This is a genomic window from Pseudomonas sp. PLMAX, assembly GCF_046042685.1.
Lineage (GTDB): Bacteria > Pseudomonadota > Gammaproteobacteria > Pseudomonadales > Pseudomonadaceae > Aquipseudomonas > Aquipseudomonas putida_AE.
Genome location: NZ_CP064949.1, coordinates 4,502,812 through 4,518,967, shown reverse-complemented (window position 1 = coordinate 4,518,967; position 16,156 = coordinate 4,502,812). Strand labels below are relative to the sequence as shown.

At 61.7% G+C, this 16,156-nt stretch carries 11 protein-coding genes and 1 tRNA gene; 5 read left to right on the top strand and 7 right to left on the bottom strand.

What is annotated here, in order from left to right; translation table 11 throughout:
- Nucleotides 1-39: 39 nt before the first annotated feature.
- Nucleotides 40-825: a FadR/GntR family transcriptional regulator gene (locus DKB71_RS20490; protein WP_274076235.1), complete on the top strand. Its 786-nt coding sequence runs from the start codon at nucleotides 40-42 to the stop codon at nucleotides 823-825.
- 606 nt (nucleotides 826-1,431) lie between these two features.
- Here DKB71_RS20490 and DKB71_RS20485 read toward each other — a convergent pair.
- The 6 genes from DKB71_RS20485 to DKB71_RS20460 form a co-directional block, all read right to left on the bottom strand.
- Nucleotides 1,432-2,490: an IS110 family transposase gene (locus tag DKB71_RS20485; RefSeq protein WP_274078160.1), complete on the bottom strand. Its 1,059-nt coding sequence runs from the start codon at nucleotides 2,488-2,490 to the stop codon at nucleotides 1,432-1,434.
- A gap of 401 nt (nucleotides 2,491-2,891) precedes the next feature.
- The gene (locus DKB71_RS20480) at nucleotides 2,892-5,018 is read right to left on the bottom strand and encodes a TonB-dependent receptor family protein (protein ID WP_408597023.1); all 2,127 of its coding nucleotides are present in this window, start codon (nucleotides 5,016-5,018) and stop codon (nucleotides 2,892-2,894) included.
- Nucleotides 5,019-5,270: 252 nt separating this feature from the next.
- Nucleotides 5,271-6,833: an amino acid permease gene (locus tag DKB71_RS20475; RefSeq protein ID WP_323609141.1), complete on the bottom strand. Its 1,563-nt coding sequence runs from the start codon at nucleotides 6,831-6,833 to the stop codon at nucleotides 5,271-5,273.
- A 134-nt stretch (nucleotides 6,834-6,967) separates the two neighbouring features.
- Nucleotides 6,968-8,128, bottom strand: coding sequence for an iron-containing alcohol dehydrogenase (locus DKB71_RS20470; RefSeq protein WP_323628895.1), 1,161 nt, complete (start codon nucleotides 8,126-8,128; stop codon nucleotides 6,968-6,970).
- Nucleotides 8,129-8,131: 3 nt separating this feature from the next.
- Nucleotides 8,132-9,523, bottom strand: coding sequence for an aldehyde dehydrogenase family protein (locus DKB71_RS20465; protein ID WP_408597021.1), 1,392 nt, complete (start codon nucleotides 9,521-9,523; stop codon nucleotides 8,132-8,134).
- Nucleotides 9,524-9,530: 7 nt separating this feature from the next.
- On the bottom strand, nucleotides 9,531-10,904 hold the full coding sequence (locus tag DKB71_RS20460) for a glutamine synthetase family protein (RefSeq protein ID WP_408597019.1): 1,374 nt from the start codon (nucleotides 10,902-10,904) through the stop codon (nucleotides 9,531-9,533).
- A 216-nt stretch (nucleotides 10,905-11,120) separates the two neighbouring features.
- Here DKB71_RS20460 and DKB71_RS20455 point away from each other — a divergent pair, with 216 nt between their 5' ends.
- The 4 genes from DKB71_RS20455 (at nucleotide 11,121) to DKB71_RS20440 (ending at nucleotide 14,975) form a co-directional block, all read left to right on the top strand.
- Nucleotides 11,121-11,507, top strand: coding sequence for a GFA family protein (locus DKB71_RS20455; RefSeq protein WP_408597017.1), 387 nt, complete (start codon nucleotides 11,121-11,123; stop codon nucleotides 11,505-11,507).
- Between the two features lie 276 nt (nucleotides 11,508-11,783).
- Nucleotides 11,784-12,782: a bile acid:sodium symporter family protein gene (locus DKB71_RS20450; protein WP_274076242.1), complete on the top strand. Its 999-nt coding sequence runs from the start codon at nucleotides 11,784-11,786 to the stop codon at nucleotides 12,780-12,782.
- 121 nt (nucleotides 12,783-12,903) lie between these two features.
- Nucleotides 12,904-12,978, top strand: a tRNA-Gln gene (locus DKB71_RS20445).
- Between the two features lie 320 nt (nucleotides 12,979-13,298).
- Nucleotides 13,299-14,975 carry an MFS transporter gene (locus DKB71_RS20440; protein ID WP_323609136.1) on the top strand — a complete coding sequence of 559 codons (1,677 nt, stop codon included), beginning with the start codon at nucleotides 13,299-13,301 and terminating at the stop codon, nucleotides 14,973-14,975.
- Nucleotides 14,976-15,132: 157 nt separating this feature from the next.
- Here the strand turns inward: DKB71_RS20440 and DKB71_RS20435 are convergent, their stop codons facing one another.
- Nucleotides 15,133-16,155: a formylglycine-generating enzyme family protein gene (locus tag DKB71_RS20435; RefSeq protein WP_408597014.1), complete on the bottom strand. Its 1,023-nt coding sequence runs from the start codon at nucleotides 16,153-16,155 to the stop codon at nucleotides 15,133-15,135.
- Nucleotide 16,156 lies beyond the last annotated feature (1 nt).

Here is a 16,156-nt window from a genome sequence, read left to right as displayed (position 1 = left end):
GTCTAAAATGCAGTACCGTTCACCGATTTGAGCCCAGAGATGCCCATGCCCACTCCTGATAAATCCCCCTGTTCCGCCGAGGCGCTGGCCGTTCTGAAGGACTCCGCCAAGGGCACGCTGTCCGATCAGGTGACGGCGGCCCTGAAGGCCTATATCGCCAACGGCGAAGTGCTGCCGGGCGCTCGCCTGCCCACGGAACCCGTGCTGTCGGAGCGTTTCGGGGTCAGCAGGACGGTCATCCGCGAGGCGATCTCGCGCCTCAAGTCTGCCGGTCTGGTCGAGGTCCGCCAGGGCAGCGGCACTGTCGTCAGCGAAGGCGCGCACATCAAGGCGTTTACCATCGACCTGGATGTCAGCGGGTCGATCGAGGCGGTATTGCGGGTCACCGAGCTGCGCCGCGGTATCGAAGGGGAGGCGGCGGCCCTGGCGGCACAGCGGCATTCGCCGGCGCAGCTGGAGGCCATCCACCAGGCGCTGAAGGCCATCGATGCCGCCGAGCAGGCGGGGCGCGATGGCGTCGAGGAAGACCTGGGCTTCCATCACTCCATTTCCAGGGCAACGGGCAATCCTCTGTACCCGTCACTGCACGAATTCATCGCGCAGTACATCAAGGAGGCGATTCGCATCACCCGTTCCAACGAGGAACGCCGCCGCGACCTCGCCAAGACGGTGCGGGTCGAACACTTTGCCGTCTACGCAGCCATCGCCGCCCGCGACCCCGAAGGCGCACGCCATGCTGCGCTCAACCACATCAATAATGCGGTAGAGCGACTCAAGAGCGCCGATCCCGCGTTCTGGCAGAACCCGGGGGCGAGAACCTCGTAACTCCGCGCGCGTTCACCGCGAACCTGTAGGAGCCGGCTTGCCGGCGAAGGCGTCTTCGAACATTGCGTTGACCTTTCGGGCCTCATCGCTGGCAAGCCAGCTCCTACAATGTTTTGTGTTGGGCGTGGAGGCGTGTTCGCCGCGGACCTGTAGGAGCCGGCTTGCCGGCGAAGGCGTCTTCGAACATTGCGTTGACCTTTCGGGCCTCATCGCTGGCAAGCCAGCTCCTACAATGGTTTGTGTTGGGCGTGGAGGCGTGTTCGCCGCGGACCTGTAGGAGCCGGCTTGCCGGCGATGGCGGCCTTGAATAGTGCGGTGATCTTTTGGGCCTCTTCGCTGGCAAGCCAGCTCCTATGTATGGACTCGCCCCCACTGTCTACCCGCTTTTAAAAAACCGTCGCCCCGTTGCATCTATGTATAAGGCCTATTCGTGGAAGCCGTCTTCGGCTTCTGGCCAAAATTGGAAAAGCTCGTGGTATGCCGATTACATTCAGGCCTCGAAGGCCAGTAGGAGCTTAGGCATCAATCCACGCCGGTCTTACCTGGGGTCAATTTTTTTCAGCAAAGGGTCGGACAGTTGGTACCTCGGTGGCAGAACTCTGTCGCTCAGTGGCTCATCGTTGCCTGCTGGCCATCTCCGGCGTGGCGACGATAAGTCTGGTCATTCTGTAGAAGCACCCAGACGATTCGCAGGTTGCGGTTGGCTAGCCTGATCGCAGCTTCCTTACGACCCAACCGGCTCATCCAGTGCAACAAGCGGCGGTCATCGGGTTGCTGGGAATCAGGTCGTAGTTGTTGCAGCACCGCGTGGGCTCCTTGGATCATCAGGCTGCGTAAATAAGCATCACCTCGCTTGGTCATGTCCCCCAGCCGGATCTTTTCCCCGCTGCTGTGCTGGTCAGGCACCATGCCAAAGTACGCGGCAAACTTGCGGGCATTGGGAAATCGCTCAGGCTTGGTTTCCTTGGCCACCAGGGCCGTGGCTGTGACTGGGCCGATGCCGCGCACAGTCATCAGTCGCTTCGCCGTCATGTCGGCGTTGGCGGCCACTTCCAGGCGTCCCGTCAGTACGCTGATGCGCTCGCCCAAATGGCGCCACTCGGCCAGCAGTTCGTCGATCAGTTCACGCAGCAGGGCCGGCACCGGCTGGGTAGCATCTTCCAGCACCCGCGGAATTTTCTGGCTGATCGCAACATCGCCTTGCGCCAAGGCGACACCGTGCTCGAGCAGCAGGCCGCGCATCTGATTACTGACGGCCGTGCGCCGACGCACATAGCCCTGACGGGCGCGATGCAACGCCTGCATGGCCAGCGCCGCGACGCTTTTGACCGGTACTGCGCAGATTTTTTCATCGCGACCAGCCCGCAGAATCGCCAACGCATCGTTGCGATCATTTTTTGGCCCGCTGCGATGTTTGGCCACCAAACCGGCTGGAAGAATTCGCGCCGAATTACCTTGGTCTTGCAGTTGCCGGGCCCAGGCTTGAGCACCCGGACCGGTCTCCATCAAAACCACAACATGAGGCGGCAACTTTTGGAGAAACTCATAGAACGCCTCGCGCGACTTGATCCGTTGCTCGAAGCGCACCTGGCCGAGAACATCTTCACCGGCGACCTGAAAAACCTGCTTGGCCAGATCGACCGCCAAGGTTGTGCAGGCCGACAAATCGGTAGAAGACAGGGATTGATCAATCGAACTATGCTTTTTCATGGACTCGCCCTCGCTGTCGTTGGCTGTTTAGACTGCCACCGTGGCGCATTGACGCCTCGGCTGGGGCGAGTCCATCCAATTACAATGTTTTGTGTTGGGCGTGGAGGCGTGTTCGCCGCGGACCTGTAGGAGCCGGCTTGCCGGCGATGGCGGCCTTGAATGTTGCGGTGATCTTTTGGGCCTCTTCGCTGGCAAGCCAGCTCCTACAATGGTTTGTGTTGGGCGTGGAGGCGTGGGCACCGCGGACCTGTAGGAGCCCGGCTTGCCGGCGAAGGCGGCCTCGAATATTGCGTTGGCCTTTCGGGCCTCTTCGCTGGCAAGCCAGCTCCTACAGTGATTTGTGTTGAACATCGGCCTCACAGCAGGCTCCACGACACCCCGACATACACCGCCATGCCCTCACCGGGAGTCGACCGCGCCGCATCCAGCCCCTTGTCGTCGTAGCCCGGCGTGACGGTGGCGGCGTAGTGCTTGTCGGTGAGGTTGCGCATGTCCACCCACGTCTGCCAGTCACCCTTGGGCGCGTTGTAGCCCAGGGTCGCGCCAAACAGCGCGTAGGGATCGGCGTAGTAGCTGTTGGCGTAATCGACCGCCACCTTGGACACCCATTGTGTGTTGAGCGCGGCGAAGAAGCCCTGGGGCCAGTCGTAGCGCAGTTCGCCCTGGTAGTAGTGCATCGGCAGTCCCGGCAGGCGGTTGTCGCCGAAGCGTTCGTCGTCGCGGTAGTGGAAGTCGCTGAAGGTATAGCTCTGGCGCAGGCTCAGTGCACCGCCGTCCCCGCCCGACCACAGGTTGCTCAGCAGGCTGGCTTCCACGCCCTGGTGCACGGTCGGGCTGGCGTTGAGCTCGTAGGGCGTGCTGGCGTTGGCGTCCGGCAACACCGAGAGCAACTCGTGGCGCACCTGGGCGTAGTACCAGGCCAGGCTCCATTGGCCCATCGCGCTGTCGCCGCGACCGCCGAGCTCCAGGGTGGTCGCGGTCTGGTTCTGCAGTTCGATCGGATCGCGCTGGGTGCCGGTGGCGGGGCCGCTGCCGGCCGGGAAGCGAACGTTGGAGCTGTAGATCAGCGACCAGGGGTGCGGCGCCTCGACCGAGCGGCTGAGGTTGCCGAACAGTTGCAGGTCGGGTGTCAGTTGGTAGCGCAGGCCCAGGCGCGGGGCGTAGTCCCAGTCGCCCATACTGGTCTTGCCACCGCCTTGCGGGTAAGTCACCGCGCTTTCCCGGCGGGTGTAGATGGCCGCCAGGCCAGTGGTCAGCCACAGGTCGTCGGCGATTTCCAGGTCATTGCCCACGTGCAGGACGCTGTCCGAACCCTGGTAGGTGAAGTTGCGCATGGCCGTGCCCGGCGCATAACCGGCAGTGTTGCCGCTGGGGATGCGTACTTCCTCACTGGCACCGGCGTTGGGCAGGTGCTTGGTCACGCGCAGGCCCAGGGTGCTTTGGCTCTGCAGGCCCCAGAGGGTGTCGCGACGCTTGTAGTCGAAGGTGCCGCTGACATCGGTGTACGCCACTTTCAGGCGGTTGGGACCCTCGCGCAGGTCCATGGGGTAGTCATGGTAGGCAAGGCCGGCCTGGATGCTCGAATCGTCGTCGATGTAGTAGGTGGTCTTGTTGCCGATAAAGGTGCTGCCCGGCTGTTCGCGGCGATCGTCGCGCGCCACGTAGGCGGGGTTGGCCGCCCGCGGGTCGTGCTCGATGGAGTGCTTGGTGACCCGGCCGGCGAGGTCGTTGTCGGTCTGGCGATAGCGCAGGTAGAAGCGCGTTTCCAGGTTCGGGTTGAAGCGATAGCCGAAGTTGGCGATGACGCCCTGGCTGTCACTGGCGGTGTGATCCTGATAGCCGTCCGCGCGTGCATCGGTCAGGGCCATGTAGTAGTCGAAGTCGCCCAGCACCTGCCCGGAACTGACCTGGCGCTGCTGATAGCCGTGGCTGCCCGTCGCGTAGCGCACCTGGAGCTTGGGTGCGTTGTAGCCGGTGTGGCTGACGTAATCGATGGCCCCGCCCAGGGCCAGGGCGCCGCGGTCGAATCCGTTGGCGCCGCGCAGCACCTCGACATGGTCAAGCCACAGCGGCTCCAGCAGTTCATAGGGCGTGCCGCCAGGGCCGGTCAGCGGCAGACCGTCAAGCATGGCGTACAGGCCCGAGGCATGGGCGCCCGGCGCACGGTTGATCCCCGATCCGCGGATCGAGATCTTCACCCCTTCGTTGCCCGCCGACTGGGCATAGACACCTGGCTGATAGGCCAGCACATCCTGATTGCTCGCCACCCGGCCCTGCAATGGGCGGCGCATGTCGACCACGTTGGTGCCGCCGGGCACCTGTTCGAGTCGGGCCCTGGCGTCTTCGATCCCCTGCTCTTCGTCACTCTGGTCCTCGGCCCCGATCAGCACTTGCCCCAACTCCAGGCCCTTTGCCTCGGCCATCGCCGGACAGACGAGGGCCAGGCCGAGCAACGCGGCGGACAGGGAATGGGGCGAGGGCATTGGGAAAACTCCGGACAGGGGGAAACGGGCAGTGAAGTCTGCGACGTATGAAAGGACGAAGGGAGCACATGGGGATTTTGTTATTTTGTCGGGGGGGATCGGCAGGGGCGAGCTTGCCGTGAAATTGCGACCGCCAGCAAGCCGGTTCCTACAGATGTGCATATTGCCATGCATTCAACATGGCCCCACAAATCCTGTAGGAACTGGCCAGCGATGGCTGCCTGACAGCCGCTCCATCTCTCGCGGCTGCTCCTACAGTGTTTTGCGGTTCAACGCCGCTTCAGCCGCGGCGATTTCAGCCTGGCGCTTGACGATCACGTCGCCCACCGGCGGGCCCTGGAAGCGGCGTGCTTCAAAGCCGAACCAGACGATGGCCGTCAGCACCAGGAAGCCGATGGTGATGTACAACGCCCAGTCGTTCGGTGGCTGGATGCCGATGACGAAGATGATCACCATCGACAGCACCGAGAGCAGGGCAAACACCGTGTACCAGAAGCGCCCGATGTTCCACGGTCCCATGGTTGGCCACTTCGAGGTCCCGTAGGCAAACAGGCCCAGCACGATGGGAATGATGAAGGAGAAGAACAGGAAGATCACCGTGCAGGACACCACGATGGTGTAGACCGGAGTCTCGCCGACCGAGATCACCGATGAGCCCCAGTCGAACAGGACCGCGAGGGTAGCGCCGGTCCAGATCGCCGCCACCGGGCTGCGAAAGGTCGGCGAGACCGAGGACAGGGCTTTCGAGAAGGGCAGGCCGCCGTCACGGGAAAACGCGAAGATCATGCGCGAAACCGAGGTGACAGTGGCCAACCCGCAGAGCACCTGGGAGATGAAAATCGCCACGTACAGCGCGTCCTTGAGCAGCGGATTGACCTGGGTGTTCATCGCCCAGAAGAACACGTTCCAGCCTTGCTTGGCCGCCTCGTCCATGCTCGGCAGCATCAGCACGAAGGCGCTGAGCATCACCCAGCCGAACAGCAGCGACCAGACCACCGACATGACCATGCCCCGAGGCACCGACATGGCGGCATTGCGGGTTTCCTCGGAGGTGTGCGCGGAAGCGTCATAGCCGGTGATGGTGTAGATCGGCAGCAGCAGGCCGAGCATGAAGATCCAGCCGTTGGACACCTGTGGCCAGACGCTGCCGCCGGCCTCGCCGGAATAGTTGCCGAAGGTCACCAGCCGGGAGAACTCGAAACTGGGGGCCGAGATCAGGCAGACGATGGTCAGCGCCAGTGCGGTGGCGAAAATCAGGTAGCCGGAAAAATCCGTGAGCCTGGCGGTCAGGCCGATGCCCAGGTGATTGCACAGGGCCTGGAGCCCGGTGAGGATGGCGAGGAAGATCACCCGGGTGGTGGTGGTGTCCTCCATGCCCAGTGTCGGGCCGAAGGCGCCGAAGAAAAAGTAGTAGGTGCCGACGTTGATCGCACCGAGCACCGTGACCAGCCCCAGCAGGTTGAACCAGGCTGTGAGCCAGCCGGTGAAACGGTTGCCGAGGATCGAACCCCAGTGATACAGGCCGCCAGCGGTGGGGTAGGCCGAGGAAATCTGCGCCATGGCCAGGGCGAACACCCCGGAAATCAGGCAACCGATCGGCCAGCCGATGCCGATCGCGGCACCGCCGGCGCCCGAGGTGCCCTGGGCCAGTGAGTTGATGCCGCCGGAGAGGATGCAGATGATCGAAAAGGAAATCGCGAAGTTGGAGAAAACCCCCATTCGTCGCGACAACTGCTGGGCATAGCCCATGCTGTGCAGCACCTTGACGTCATCGTCGTGCGGCGCGTCGGTGCCGGGCTGGCTTGCTGGGTTCATGCTGGTGTGCCCCTTCAGGTTTTGATACGCAGCCATCCGGGTCTCCGGATGGGTTGGCTTTCAACCCCTTGTCGTACTGCTCCTGTTTACAACCGCTAACCTGTTGCTGTTTCGATCATGGACCCTCGATCGAGTCAGAGTCGGCCGTGGAAAGCCGCCTGGAAAATTTCCGTCACGCCGGCCTTTGTCAACGGCAGCGGGTTGCCGCCGGCACTGGGGTCGACTATCGCCATGTCCGCGATCAGGTCAGCCTGCTGGTCATCCACTCCCAACTCGAACAGCGTATGCGGCACAGCAATGTCCTTGCGCAATTTGAGGACGAAGGCCAGGAAACTGTCGAAGCCCGGGGAGGGCAGGTGCAGATACGCGGCCAGCCGCGTGATGCGTTCCTCGATGGCCGGACGATTGAACTTCAGCACGTAGGGCATCAGGGTGGCGTTGGTCATGCCGTGGTGGGTGTCGTAGAGGGCGCCGATCGGATGCGCGAGGGCGTGCATCCCGCCCAGGCCTTTCTGGAAAGCAGTGGCGCCCATCGCCGCCGCCGCCAGCATTTGCCCGCGTGCATCGAGGTCCGACGGGGTGTGGACGGCGCGCACCAGGGCATTGCTCACCAGGCGCATGCCCTCGACGGCGATGCCATCGGCCATGGGGTGAAATCCCGGGGCACAGTACGACTCCAGGCAGTGCGCCAACGCGTCCATGCCCGTGCCGGCGGTGACTTTGGCCGGCATGCCGACGGTCAGGGCCGGGTCGCTGATGACCACTCGCGGCATCATTTTCGGGTGGAAGATGATGCGTTTGGTGTGGGTGCGATCGTCGATGATCACCGCCGCACGACCCACTTCGGAGCCCGTACCCGCGGTGGTCGGCACCGCGATGATCGGGGCGATGCGGCTTTCATCGGCGCGGGTCCAGTAGTCGCCGATGTCTTCGAAATCCCAGACCGGACGGGTCTGGCCACTCATGAAGGCGATGAGCTTGCCCATGTCCAGGCCGCTGCCACCGCCAAAGGCCACCACGCCATCGTGGTTGCCCGCACGCCAGGCCTCGAGCCCGCCCGCCAGGTTGGCTTCGACCGGATTGGGCTTGAGGTCGCAGAACAACGCAGCACCCAGCCCCGCGTTACGTAAAGCGTCCAGAGCAGCCGTGGTGATCGACGCACGCCCCAGGCCACTGTCGGTGACCAGCAGCGGGCGCTGGATACCCTGGCTGCGACAGGTATCGGCCAGTTCCGCGATGCGGCCGACACCGAAGCGGATGCTCGTGGGGTAGTTCCAGTTTCCAGTCAGGCTCATGGCTCAGGTCTCGTGGCGCAGATGGAAGGATTTGGCGCGGGTCAGGTGGTCATAGCCCATGGGCGACAGGGTGACGCCGCGCCCACTGTTCTTCACCCCGGTCCAGGCCAGGGCCGGGTCCAGGTAATCGCAGCGATTCATGAACAGGGTGCCGGTGTCGATCTCGTCGCCCAGGCGTTCGGCGGCGACCAGGTCCCGGGTCCAGATCGACGCGCTGAGGCCGAACTCGCTGTCGTTCATCAGGGCGATGGCTTCTTCGTCGCTGTCCACCGGCATGATGCCGACCACCGGACCGAAGCTTTCATCACGCATCACCGACATCTGATGATTGACCTCGACCAACACTTGCGGGGCGAGGTAGGCGCTGCCCGGCAAGTCGGCGGCAAATGCATGCGGATCGATCAGTGCCTTCGCGCCCAGGGCCTGCGCATCGGCAATCTGCCCGCGGACGAAATCCGCCGCGCCCGGACTCACCAGCGGGCCGAGGGTGGTGGTTTCGTCCAGCGGGTTGCCCAGCACGTACTGACGGGTCAATTCGGCGAAGCGATCGACAAAGGCCGGGTAGATTTTCCGGTCGACGTAGATACGCTCCACGGCGCAGCAGCTCTGCCCGGAATTGAAGAAACTGCCGTCCACCAGGTTCTCCACCGCATGCTCGAGGTTGGCATCGGCCCGCACGTAGGCCGGGTCCTTGCCGCCGAGCTCAAGGCCCACGCGCAGGAAATCCTCGACCGCAGAGCGTTGCATTTCCAGGCCGGCCGCCACTGAGCCGGTGAAGTTCACCTGCTGCACCTGTCCGGAGCCGATGACCACCCCGGTATGGATGTGACTGAGCAGCAGGTTCTGGAACAGCCCTTCAGGCAGGTTGGCGCGGCGCATGGCCTCGGCAAAACGCTCGCCCACCAGCAGGGTTTGCGAAGCGTGCTTGAGGATCACGCTGTTGCCGGCCATCAGTGCCGGAATGATCGTATTCACTGCGGTGAGGTAGGGGTAATTCCACGGTGCGACCACCAGCACGGTACCCATTGGCTCGCGTTTGATATAGCGGCGAAAACCCGTGAGCGGATCGGCTTCGAGCGCCGCCAGGGCCTGCGGCGCAATGGCAATCATGTGCCGGGCACGCTCTTCGAAGCCGCGCAGCTCGCCGGCGCCATAACGCACCGGTCGACCCATTTGCCAGGCCAGTTCCGGGACGATTTCATCCTTCATGGCCAGCATCGCGTCCACCGCGGCGCTGCAAAAAGCCGCGCGTTCGCTCACTGGCCGGCGCTTCCATTGCGCCTGGGCGGCTGTGGCCGCCGCCAGTGCCTGCTCGATTTGCACGATGTCGGCGTACTGGCGCTCGGCGAAGACCCGGCCATCGACCGGCGAGATGATTTGAACAGTGTTGGTCATGGTGCTCTCAGTAGCGCTCGAAGCCGCGCTGCAGTTCCCAGTCGGTGATGCGCCGGTCGTATTCTTTCTGTTCCCATTCGGCGGTGTGCACGTAGTGGTCGACCACCTCGTCGCCGAAGACCTCGCGCAACATGCTCGACTTCTGCAGTGCGGCACTGGCCTCGCGCAGGGTCTTGGAGACTTCTGGCAGATGCTCGTCAACGTAGGCATCGCCCTCGAAAGGCGCGGCGAGTTCGAGTTTTTCATCGATGCCCGCCAACCCGGCGGCGATCAACGCGGCGAAGGCCAGGTAAGGGTTGAGGTCGGCGCCGCCGATGCGGCATTCGATGCGGATCGACTTGCTGGCCTCGGCGCACAGGCGAAAGCCGGCGGTGCGATTGTCCCGGCTCCAGACCGCCCGGGTAGGGGCGAAGGTGCCGGCCTGGAAGCGCTTGTAGGAGTTGATGTAGGGCGCGAGGAAACAGGTGATGTCGTTGGCGTACTTGAGCTGTCCGGCCACCCACGATCGCATCAGTTTCGACATGCCGAACTCGGCCTTGGCGTCGAAGAACAACGGCTTTTTGGCGTTCTTGTCCCACAGCGAATTGTGGATGTGGCTGCTGGAACCGGCGGCGTCATAACGCCACTTGGCCATGAAGGTGATCGCCTTGCCCTGGAGTTGGGCGATCTCCTTGCAAGCGTGCTTGATGATGACGTGATGGTCGGCCATGGTCATGGCGTCGGCGTAGCGGATGTTGATTTCTTCCTGGCCGGGGCCCCATTCACCCTTGGAGTTTTCCACGGGAATGCCGCTGGCCTGCAAGTGCTTGCGAATCGCCCGCAGCACCGGCTCTTCGCGGGTGGTCTGCAGGATGTTGTAATCCTCGATGTAGTGCCCGGCGGTCTTCGGCTTGTGGTAGTTGCGCTGGTGGATGGCCTCGTAGCTCTCGTCGAACAGGTAGAACTCCAGTTCCGAGGCGAACATGCCGGTGTAGCCGCGTTCACGCAGGCGCTCGACCTGTTTTTTCAGGATCGCCCGCGGGCTGTGGGGCAGGTCCTGGCGATGGTGATGGTCGAGCACATCGCACAGCACCAGCGCCGTGCACTCGAGCCACGGCACCTTGCGCAAGGTGCGCATGTCGGGCTTGAGCACGAAGTCGCCGTAGCCCTTGCTCCAGCTGGCGGCGGCATAGCCCGGCACCGGCTCCATGTCGATGTCGTCAGCCAGCAGGTAATTGCAGCAGTGGGTTTCTTCATGGCCGCTGTCGATGAAAAACTCGACCTGGAAACGCTTGCCCACCAGGCGGCCCTGCATGTCGACCATGCACACCAGGACAGTATCGATTTCGCCAGAGGCGGCAGCACGCTTGAGTTGGTCAAAACTGAGTAACGGCTCGGTCATCACGGCAATCCTGCGCAAATTGTCTGGGCCAGTCTGAGATAGCTGTTGCAGACGCTCTCCAGAAAAACCAACAACTGCCGCCGCGAGCATCAAGGGCAATAAGCTGACGTAAGCTTAGCCTACTGTCGCTTTTCGCAAGTTTTTGCTGTGAAGGCTTTGTTAGCCTCTTACAGTCGTTGAATGGCTACTTTCGAATCCAGGAAGAGGAGGGGCGGCATGCAGCAATTTACGGGTGGTTGTCTGTGTGGCGATGTCCGGCTTGTGGCGTCGGGGCAACCTTATCGGGTAGGCCTTTGCCACTGCCTGGACTGTCGCAAGCATCACGGCGCGCTCTTTTACGCCTCGGCGATATTCCCCGAGGACGCGGTGACGATCGAGGGCGAAACCCGGGACTATGCCGGGCGGCATTTCTGCCCTCGCTGTGGCTCGTCGGTGTTTGCCCGTAGCGATGACGAAATTGAAGTGAACCTGGGTTCATTCGATGCGCCTGACCAGTTCATGCCCACCTACGAAAGCTGGACGGTGCGTCGCGAGGCCTGGTTGCCGGCGTTCCCGCTTGCTCGGCACTATAAGGGGGATCGAGAGGGCAGCGGTCGTCTGTAGGAGCTGGCTTGCCAGCGAAGGCGGTCACCCGTGATGTTGGATGTGCCGGCCTCATCGCTGGCAAGCCAGCTCCTACAGTTGCCCGCAGCGCACACAAAAGCTGTGTATGGCACAAATTCCCTGTAGGAGCTGGCTTGCCAGCGAAGGCGGCGTATCAGTCACCCGTGATGTTGGGAGGTGTCCGTTAGGCGCTATCTCCTGGCTTATTAGCGTTAGCCGGCAATCTGGGCGCGCGCTAGAGTGGTCACAACGCTCCCGGCCGCCTGGATAACCCTCATGACCCGCCCCCGTTTCTTGCCCGACAACTTCACCCTGACCCTGGTCGGCGTGGTCCTGCTCGCCAGCCTGCTGCCCGCCAGTGGCCAGGTGGCCGTAGGCTTTGGCTGGTTGACCAACAGCGCCATCGCCCTGCTGTTTTTCCTCCACGGCGCTAAACTGTCCCGCGAATCGATCATTGCCGGTGCCGGCCACTGGCGCCTGCACCTGCTGGTGTTCGGCCTGACCTTCGTCCTGTTCCCGCTGCTCGGCCTGGCGCTCAAGCCCTTGCTGTCACCGATGATCGGCGCCGACCTTTACATGGGCATGCTCTACCTCTGCGCACTGCCGGCCACAGTGCAGTCGGCGATTGCCTTTACCTCCCTGGCGCGAGGCAACATCCCGGCGGCGATTTGCAGCGCGGCGGCGTCCAGTCTGTTCGGGATCTTCCTCACGCCTTTGCTGGTGACCTTGCTGCTGGACGTGCACGGCGATGGGGGCTCGACCCTCGATGCGATCGTGAAGATCAGCGTGCAGTTGTTGCTGCCCTTCATTGCCGGCCAGATCGCGCGGCGCTGGATCGGCGCCTGGGTGGCGCGCAACAAGAGCTGGCTGAAATTTGTCGATCAGGGTTCGATCCTGCTGGTGGTGTACGGTGCTTTCAGCGAAGCGGTGATCGAAGGCATCTGGCACCAGATCCCGTTGCGCGACCTGGCCGGGCTGGTAGTCGCCTGCTGCGTGGTGCTGGGGCTGGTGCTGGTGGCGTCCACCGTGCTGGGCAAGGCCTTGGGTTTCAACCAGCAAGACCGCATCACCATCCTCTTCTGTGGCTCGAAGAAAAGCCTGGCCACGGGCGTGCCGATGGCCCAGGTGCTGTTCGCCGGCAGCACCATCGGCGTGTTGATCCTGCCGCTGATGCTGTTCCACCAGATCCAGCTGATGGTCTGCGCGGTGCTTGCCCAGCGCTTCGCCAATCGCCCGGAATCGGTGCCCGAACTGATGGGGCAGGTCGATCCTTGATGGTAAGTCGCTGTTTTAAAATAAAATAATTTGGCGAGGGGGTTCCCAGGCGGCAAGAATGTTGGTAAATTGCCGCCCATTCCTGCTGAGGGCCTTCCCCGGCTCTCCAGGCAGCAGCTACAGGGGCGTCGCCAAGCGGTAAGGCAGCAGGTTTTGATCCTGCCATGCGTTGGTTCGAATCCAGCCGCCCCTGCCATATTTCTGATAAGCAGCACTCGCGCACTTCGCGGGTGCTGCTTATTGCATTCTGTTCATCCCCTCCGTAACAAAACACCTTCCCGCCGCACAACCTCCTTTGCAGGTTCGTTCCTCGATCCGTCTGCGGGTGATGGCGAGTGGATATCTGCAAGAAGCCGATTATGCTCAATGAAACCTTGCAGCGATGCGAGGCCGTCAGCCTGTGTGCATGCTTTGCGCAATCCGTAATCCAATGACATCAGCCCCAGGGCCAGGGTGCGGCAACAAGAAGGTAGTGGGGTACTCCGGCCTATAACAAGAGAAAGACGGAGAAGACTCATGGCCGCAATCGACAACACCACCGCGGGCAACACGCCTCACCACGGCATCACCAAGGAGGAGCGCAAGGTTATTTTTGCCTCGTCCCTGGGCACCGTGTTCGAATGGTACGACTTCTACCTTTATGGCTCCCTCGCCGCGATCATTGCCAAGCACTTTTTCGCCGGCGTCAACGAGACCACGTCCTTCATCTTTGCCTTGCTCGCGTTCGCCGCCGGCTTCGCCGTACGCCCCTTCGGTGCCATCGTGTTCGGTCGACTGGGTGACATGATCGGGCGCAAGCACACCTTCCTGATCACCATCGTGATCATGGGTGTCTCCACGGCGATCGTCGGCTTCCTGCCCGGCTACGCGACCATCGGAGTGGCCGCGCCGATCATCCTGATCACCCTGCGCCTGTTGCAAGGCCTGGCCCTGGGTGGCGAGTACGGCGGGGCGGCGACCTACGTGGCCGAACATGCACCCAAAGGCAAGCGCGGCTATTTCACCTCGTGGATCCAGACCACCGCGACCCTCGGCCTGTTCCTTTCGCTGCTGGTGATCCTCGCCTGTCGCACCGTGCTTGGCACCGAAGCGTTCGAAGCCTGGGGCTGGCGGATTCCCTTCCTGTTGTCGATCCTGCTGCTGATCGTCTCGGTCTACATTCGCCTGCAGCTCAGCGAGTCGCCGGTGTTCCTGAAAATGAAGGCCGAGGGCAAGTCCTCCAAGGCGCCGCTGACCGAATCCTTCGCCCGCTGGGACAACCTCAAGATCGTGATCATGGCGCTGCTCGGCGGTACCGCCGGCCAGGCCGTCGTCTGGTACACCGGGCAGTTCTACGCGTTGTTCTTCCTGCTGCAGACGCTCAAGATCGACGCGCAGACGGCCAACCTGCTGATCGCCGGTTCGCTGCTGATCGGCACGCCGTTCTTCGTCATCTTCGGGAGCCTGTCCGACCGCATCGGGCGCAAGGGCATCATCATGGCCGGCTGCATCCTCGCGGCGCTGACCTACTTCCCGATCTTCCATGCGTTGACGCAGTACGGTAACCCCGACGTGTTCATCGCACAGGAGAAGAACCCGGTCACGGTGATCGCCGATCCAGACCAGTGCTCGTTCCAGTTCGACCCGGTGGGCAAGGCCAAATTCACCAGCTCCTGCGACCTGGCCAAGACCGTGTTGGCCAAGCGGGCCATACCCTACAAGAACGAGAAGGCCGCCCCGGGCACTGTCGCGCAGGTGCGCATCGGCGACAAAGTGATCCCCAGCTTCGAAGGCACCGGCATGCCAGCCGCCGACTTCAAGACCCGCAACGACGCCTTCGTCGCGGCCCTGGGCACCTCCCTCAAGGAAGCCGGCTACCCCGAGAAGGCCGACCCGGCCAAGACCAACTACCCGATGGTGCTGCTGCTCCTGACCATCCTGGTGATCTACGTGACCATGGTCTACGGCCCGATCGCCGCCTGGCTGGTGGAACTCTTCCCGGCACGCATCCGCTATACCTCGATGTCACTGCCATACCACATCGGCAACGGCTGGTTCGGCGGCTTCCTGCCGACAGTGGCCTTCGCCATGGTCGCGGCCACGGGCGATATCTACTATGGGCTGTGGTATCCGATCGTCATCGCGGTGATGACGGCAATCCTGGGTATCTTCTTCATGCCGGAAACGAAGGATCGGGAGATTCATCACACCTGAAATTCTGTAGGAGATCGGCTTGCCGGCGAACCAGGCGTTGCGGTGTATCTGCCGCAGCGCGTAATCGCCTTCGCCGGCAAAGTCGGATCGTCGGAGTTTCTTTATTATTCCGTTGATTAAATCCTATTACTCCTGCGAAAAAATCTCTTCCAAACCATTATTCAATAGGGCGCGGATGATTAACTACGCAGCGAGCTGTTTTATCAGTGAGTACCAACAAATCACCCGTACCAGACAGGCTGGCCATACTTCCATCTGGACTTCTATAACTTCTGTGTACGTTTACGCCTCCTCCCCACTGCGGATCTGCATAATCCTTGCCGCGAAGTACCTTTGCATACTTGTAATTCGAAGGAGGATCTTTATATGCAGGGGCGCCCGGACCTTGCGGATCTTTCAATGGGGAGCTCTCGTAATATGTTGGATCATACCAGTCCTTGACCCATTCAAACCCATTATCGGACATCGAATATAGACCGAGTGGGTTAGGTGGAAATCTATCCACAGGCAACGGGGTGAGAGTATCAGTCTTCCACCCCATCTCTTTAGCAAATGTTTTGCGATCCCAAGAACTGGAAATGTTGATGCCCTTGGGACCATCTTCCCAATCTTCGGTTACAGGGTCATCAGTCGCCTTATAAGTACCATCATTGGTTGCCACCATTAAAAATTGCCCACGGCTGCGCGCTGCATATTCCCACTGGGCTTCGGTCGGTAAACCGAACGGTAACTCGCTGACCTTTGTCAGCCAATTGCAATATTTTTCCGCCTCGAACCAATCCAGGTGTGCGGGCGTGTTTGGAGGTCCACTGATGACGGCAAACTTGTCACTGGAGTCCCGGCGAAGTTGCAGATCATTGGAGTTCAGGTAGAACTGATATTCCCGATTTGTAATTTTGTATTTGGTGATAGAGTAACTACTTAACTCAATCTTATGCAGCGGCTTACTATCCTTATCAGCATCGTAGGGAAGTTTTTCAGGTCCGTATTGCACACCATAGTCCCCCATCAGGAATTCTCCACCTTCGACGAAGACGAGGTCGCCTTTTACCCTTTGGATAAAACCCTGCAACTCTTGCGATGATCTATTAACTTCAGCTGTGCCCACGGGCATGGTGCTCTGTTCGCAGCCCGCCACTAATACAGCAGGAAGCATAAATGCAAGCTTAAACATTTTCATA

What these genes read in the sequence shown, in the direction of transcription:
- DKB71_RS20490 (WP_274076235.1), top strand. Translation starts at nt 40, where the DNA reads ATGCCCATGCCCACTCCTGATAAATCCCCCTGTTCCGCCGAGGCGCTG.
- DKB71_RS20480 (WP_408597023.1), bottom strand. Translation starts at nt 5,018, where the DNA reads ATGCCCTCGCCCCATTCCCTGTCCGCCGCGTTGCTCGGCCTGGCCCTC.
- DKB71_RS20475 (WP_323609141.1), bottom strand. Translation starts at nt 6,833, where the DNA reads ATGAACCCAGCAAGCCAGCCCGGCACCGACGCGCCGCACGACGATGAC.
- DKB71_RS20470 (WP_323628895.1), bottom strand. Translation starts at nt 8,128, where the DNA reads ATGAGCCTGACTGGAAACTGGAACTACCCCACGAGCATCCGCTTCGGT.
- DKB71_RS20465 (WP_408597021.1), bottom strand. Translation starts at nt 9,523, where the DNA reads ATGACCAACACTGTTCAAATCATCTCGCCGGTCGATGGCCGGGTCTTC.
- DKB71_RS20460 (WP_408597019.1), bottom strand. Translation starts at nt 10,904, where the DNA reads ATGACCGAGCCGTTACTCAGTTTTGACCAACTCAAGCGTGCTGCCGCC.
- DKB71_RS20455 (WP_408597017.1), top strand. Translation starts at nt 11,121, where the DNA reads ATGCAGCAATTTACGGGTGGTTGTCTGTGTGGCGATGTCCGGCTTGTG.
- DKB71_RS20450 (WP_274076242.1), top strand. Translation starts at nt 11,784, where the DNA reads ATGACCCGCCCCCGTTTCTTGCCCGACAACTTCACCCTGACCCTGGTC.
- DKB71_RS20440 (WP_323609136.1), top strand. Translation starts at nt 13,299, where the DNA reads ATGGCCGCAATCGACAACACCACCGCGGGCAACACGCCTCACCACGGC.
- DKB71_RS20435 (WP_408597014.1), bottom strand. Translation starts at nt 16,155, where the DNA reads ATGAAAATGTTTAAGCTTGCATTTATGCTTCCTGCTGTATTAGTGGCG.